The organism is Okeania sp. SIO2F4 (assembly GCF_010672385.1).
In the GTDB taxonomy this organism is placed as follows: domain Bacteria; phylum Cyanobacteriota; class Cyanobacteriia; order Cyanobacteriales; family Microcoleaceae; genus Trichodesmium.
Genome location: NZ_JAAHGT010000753.1, coordinates 1 through 4,841 on the forward strand (window position 1 = coordinate 1; position 4,841 = coordinate 4,841).

Annotated in this window: 5 protein-coding genes; all 5 read right to left on the bottom strand. The window is 36.0% G+C overall.

Translation table 11 applies throughout. From position 1 onward, the window contains the following. Positions 1-1,200: 1,200 nt before the first annotated feature. On the bottom strand, positions 1,201-1,572 hold the full coding sequence (locus tag F6K22_RS31975) for a DUF1822 family protein (RefSeq protein WP_293107587.1): 372 nt from the start codon (positions 1,570-1,572) through the stop codon (positions 1,201-1,203). Between the two features lie 27 nt (positions 1,573-1,599). Beyond that, the gene (locus tag F6K22_RS31980; protein ID WP_293107589.1) at positions 1,600-2,127 is read right to left on the bottom strand and encodes a DUF1822 family protein; all 528 of its coding nucleotides are present in this window, start codon (positions 2,125-2,127) and stop codon (positions 1,600-1,602) included. A 453-nt stretch (positions 2,128-2,580) separates the two neighbouring features. Beyond that, positions 2,581-3,486 (bottom strand): hypothetical protein, encoded by a 906-nt coding sequence (locus tag F6K22_RS31985; RefSeq protein WP_293107591.1) that lies wholly within the window; start codon positions 3,484-3,486, stop codon positions 2,581-2,583. 99 nt (positions 3,487-3,585) lie between these two features. Then, positions 3,586-3,831 (bottom strand): hypothetical protein, encoded by a 246-nt coding sequence (locus F6K22_RS31990; protein WP_293107593.1) that lies wholly within the window; start codon positions 3,829-3,831, stop codon positions 3,586-3,588. Between the two features lie 298 nt (positions 3,832-4,129). Continuing rightward, a complete protein-coding gene (locus tag F6K22_RS31995) occupies positions 4,130-4,336 on the bottom strand; it encodes a hypothetical protein (RefSeq protein ID WP_293107595.1) in 207 nt (68 codons plus the stop codon). Positions 4,337-4,841: the final 505 nt, after the last annotated feature.

Below are 4,841 nucleotides of genomic sequence, written 5' to 3' on the forward strand. Positions count from 1 at the left end.
TATTGTCATGGTGAGGCAGTCATAAAAAAACTTAAATATTTGGAAAAAAGAATTTATTTAGCCGAAGCAATCTTTTGCTCTATGGTGAGATTGCTTCAGGGGTCTTAATATTAGCTCGACCAAAATAATTTCTTTATCTACCCCCTCGCCATGACATTTTAAAATCTTATATTGTCATGGTGAGGCAGTCATAAAAAAACTTAAATATTTGGAAAAAAGCATTTATTTAGCCGAAGTAATCTCTTAGTCTATGGTGAGATTGCTTCAGGGGTCTTAATATTAGCTCGACCAAAATAATTTCTTTATCTACCCCCTCGCCATGAGATTTTAAAGTTTCATATTGTGATGGCGAGACGGTCATAAAAAAACTTAAATATTTGGAAAAAAGAATTTATTTAGCCGAAGCAATCTTTTGCTCTATAGTGAGACTGCTTCGGGGGGCTTAATATTAGAGCAACCCAAATAATTCTTTTATATACCCCCTCACCATGAAAATAGTGAGACTGCTTCGGGGGGCTTAATATTAGAGCAACCCAAATAATTCCTTTATCTACCCCCTCGCCATGACATTTTCAAGTCTAATATTGTCATGGCGAAGTGGTTATGAAATTCGTTAACCTCCTGGAATTACTATTAATTTAGCTGAAGCAATCTCCTAGTTGAAAGATTGCCACGGCGACGGGATATTGAATAAGCCAAAATAATTGTTTTAATCTACCCCCTCGCTGTGACATTTTAAAATCTTATATTGTCATGGCGAAGTGGTTATGAAATTCGTTAACCTCCTGGAATTACTATTAATTTAGCTAAAGCAATCTCCTAGTTAAAATATTGCCAAGGCGACGGAGTATTGAATTAGCCAAAATAATTGTTTTAATCTGCTCCTCGCCATGAGATTTTAAAGTCTAATATTGTCATTGCGAGGCGGTCATAAAAAAACTTAAATATTTGGAAAAAAGAATTTATTTAGCCGAAGCAATCTTTTGCTATATGGTGAGATTGCTTCAGAGGGCTTAACATTAGCTCGACCCAAATAATTCCTTTATGTACCCCCTCGCCATGACATTTGAAAGTCTAATATTGTCATTGCGAAAAAGAATTCTCTTTTAACCAATCCTCTTCTTGAAAAGAAGAAGTAATTATTAATTATTAATTATTAATTATTGAACTACCCCCTCGCCATGACATTCTAATACTTACCTAAACCACAAAATTCTCAACTATTTCTGCATCATATAAAATAACTTTCACAGAAAAACATCTATCAGGAAGTTCGCTAAATTCCAACTGAATTAATTGGTCGGCTGCCCTAGCTTCTACTTCCTCGCTATCTGATTCTAATTCAATTTTTAACCTTAAACCAGGAGGCAAAAATTCTTGTTTGTCGATAGGATGAACTTGTACTAATACCCCCACTTCCGAATCAGCTTCCGGCTGAATAGTAACAACCAAAGCCACTTTTTGCCGATTTAAAAGTAAACCAAAATCTATAACTTTCGCTCTCTTAACCCTGTCAACATAACTACTTTTAGCAAAGCCTAATTTAGGAGTAAAAACTGCTTCAGGAGACAACCAAATTTCCTCAAAAATTCCAGCAAATCAATTAGCTAAATTTACCAAACCATTCTGGGGTAAAACTTCCTGTTTATTTTTCTCCAAAAACTCAAATAAATTATCCAGAGGTTGCAAATCTTCCAGAGATATTTTTTCCGGTAAATTATCCTTGGCAAGTGCTGGATAAAATCCCCAAATTTCCACCTTATCTAAACTGTGCTGAAATTGTACAGCCACATAACCAATAAAATTTTCAGCCACATCTGAAACCAAATAAAATTCTCTTACTCCAGGCAAAATAGGTACGCAAAATAACTGCTTATTTTCTACTATCAAATCTCTGGCATTGAACAACCCAGTCAGAAACGGATCGAAACTATATGTCTGCTCTAAATTTGTCTCAAATTCTAACCACTTCAACAAATCAGAAACAGCAGTAACAGCCAAAATATTTAAGTAAACTTGTTTGGCAATTTCTGGATGAGATTGTTCGGCAGCTAAAGCCGATGCTTTTTGATGTATCCTAGCATCCAAAGGTATAATAACAGGACGTAATTTTGTGTAATTATTCATCGTGAATTTTTCCTAAAAAATATTGACCTATCCTCCAGCTCCTCTCCTACTAATAGAGGAGTGAGTAGTTATTTATTTGTGAGTCAAATAGATATCTCCAGAAAATAAACTTGCTCTTTATTTAGTAAGCATTCAGCTGTTAGCAGTCAGCTATTAGCCCATAATAAATAACTTCTTTCTAAGGTTAAAGGAGCGTACTTTGGCACTGAATTTTAATTTTCTCTCAATTTCTTAATTGCTTTTATCTCCTCCTATCGTCAATAGCTGATAGCTGATGGCTGAATGCTTACTTTATTTAACATAAGCAAGAGAAGTAAAAGTTACTTACAAAATCATTTTTCGTACCTTTTTTATGAAAATATGTTACCTGTTCCGAGTTAAGTGTTCTCTATTTCCTACTATTTGCAAAAAGTCTGTATCTTTTTCACCAGGTCTCAAATATACTATTTAATCTTAATCTTGAGAAAAATTTCTCCCTTCCCTTGCAGGGAAGCGAGCTAGGTTGTTAGGTCTTTCTTTTAATAAAAGTTGACTGTAATCATCCAAATTATTCTCAATATCCCTAACAATTTCCCTTAACAAAGGCAAACATTTTCGCTGCCAATGAGCTTTCAGAGTTTGATAATTAATTCCCTGTTTTTTAGCAAAACCTTGCCAAGGTTTTTTCGGTTCCGCAGCAGCCAAAATAATCCTTTTTGTACTTTTTTTAATAGTTAATTCCCTCTTACTCTTAGCAATAACCCAATCCTCCTTAACAGTAATTTTTTCAGAGCGATCGCTCAAATAAAAATATTCCACTATTGCCTTAGCATTACAGTTAGGATAATTTTGCGGATGACAACCACTTAATTTTCCTTCTGGATCTGACTCAATATACAATTCCAAAATTAAACCTTTATTTTGAGTCATTTGATTTTCTTCCTGTTGCAGCAAACTATCCAATGAATCAAAAATCTGATAATTAAAACCATCCTCAGATAAACTTTCCAACCATTCTCCCTCATCCCTCTCTGGTTGTGTGACATTCAGACTAAGCTCTTGACGATGACAACGATATAAGTCGAGAATGTCATACTTGAGAAACCCATTCACCCATCTAACATAATGTTCCCGCAATGTCGAGGCAGAAACCCTGTCAAGATCGGCACTAGCGAGAAACTGTGCCAAATTTCTCCTCACATCCAATAAAGTAGTATTGAGTGCCTCCAAATAATCCGGGTGAAAATCTTGGCGAATACCAGGCAACCGAGAAGTCAAAGCCAATAAACTTCCCATTGTCTGCTGAATTTTTGAGCTTTCAGTAGCAGAGTTAATTTGTTGTAGCAGTTGTTTGAGTTGTTCATCCATCACTCTAGACATTAAAGGTAAAAAAGCCTCTATATAGACAGTCGAAGTCTAGTCAAAAAATTATGCAAGGCAAGTTTAAGGGAAGTTTACTGAAAATACATCCTTCCCTAATTAAAATTCCTGGAAATAGTTTGCTGATAAGAAACCGGGTTTATGGGAGGCTTGCTTAAAACAAAGGGAAAGCTCGACATTTTGGCTCTGTGAGGAAGTCATAGAACAGTGGCTAAACCAAAATACCGGTAGTCCTGCATTGTAATGGTGAAGATATATATTTTTTAATTTCTTCTCACGCTCCCACACTCCCCACACTCCCCACACTCCCCACACTCCCCACACTTCCCACACTCCCCACACCATTACTATGCACCATCATCCCAAAATACCTTATTTTTCTCTCTTCTTCCTATCCTGAACTCTAACTCTTACCTTTTTGTTTATAATTATATTGACTACATATCATAAAACTATTGCGCAATAGTTTTGTCACTAGAAAACTCACATTAACTCATTCCTTAGGTGCGGTTGTAGCTTGCTTCCGCGTAGCGTTACAATAGTGCAATCCAAGAAAGCTAACTATTCTGATGGCGTTGCATATTTATGGGATGAATTATAGTTTTGGAGAAAGAGGAACTAAAAGATTAGATTCACCTTTTACTCAAAGATTCATCCCTTGATTCAGCAACGCCCCTGTTTCTTCTTCTTTCTTCCCTCCTGACTCCTGACTCCTGACTCCTAAGTAATTAGGATTAATATCATACCCTAATTCAGGAACGCCATTCTGATAGTATTTGATATAGAATCCGGTTATATAGTATATGTTTATAACTATACCAGAACTTACGCATTTTTGAGTTCTAAACACTACATATTTATAACGTTATAGTTTTTAAGCGCTATATATAGTGTCTCTGTTTCATTAATTGATAATTGATAATGGATAATTGATAATTACAAGAAGGTTAAAACCGCGAGGGAATTGAAGATCAGGAAATATCCTAGCACTTTTCTCTTGGTCGATTTGATATGGCGAGGTTTCTTCGCCATCCCTCGACCGCTTTTTCCCCTATCCAAGGGGAGGCTTCAAGGCGCGAATTATTTAATTATTAATTATTAATAATTAATAATTCGGTAAATCCTATATACTTCAATATTCAATCTCCCTTACCAAATTCGGAGGTCTAAAGCCTCCCTTTAAAAGGCTATCCCTTATAAGAAACTCCGAAAACCTTGTGGGAGGGTGGGGAGAGGGGGACCCACCCCTAACCCCTCCCTGGAGGGGAAGAGGGGGAAGAGGGGGGAGTAAGAATCTTGGTGTGCATTTCTCACTTCTTTATGTCTAATTCAATACACTATTTCTGAGAAAAAAG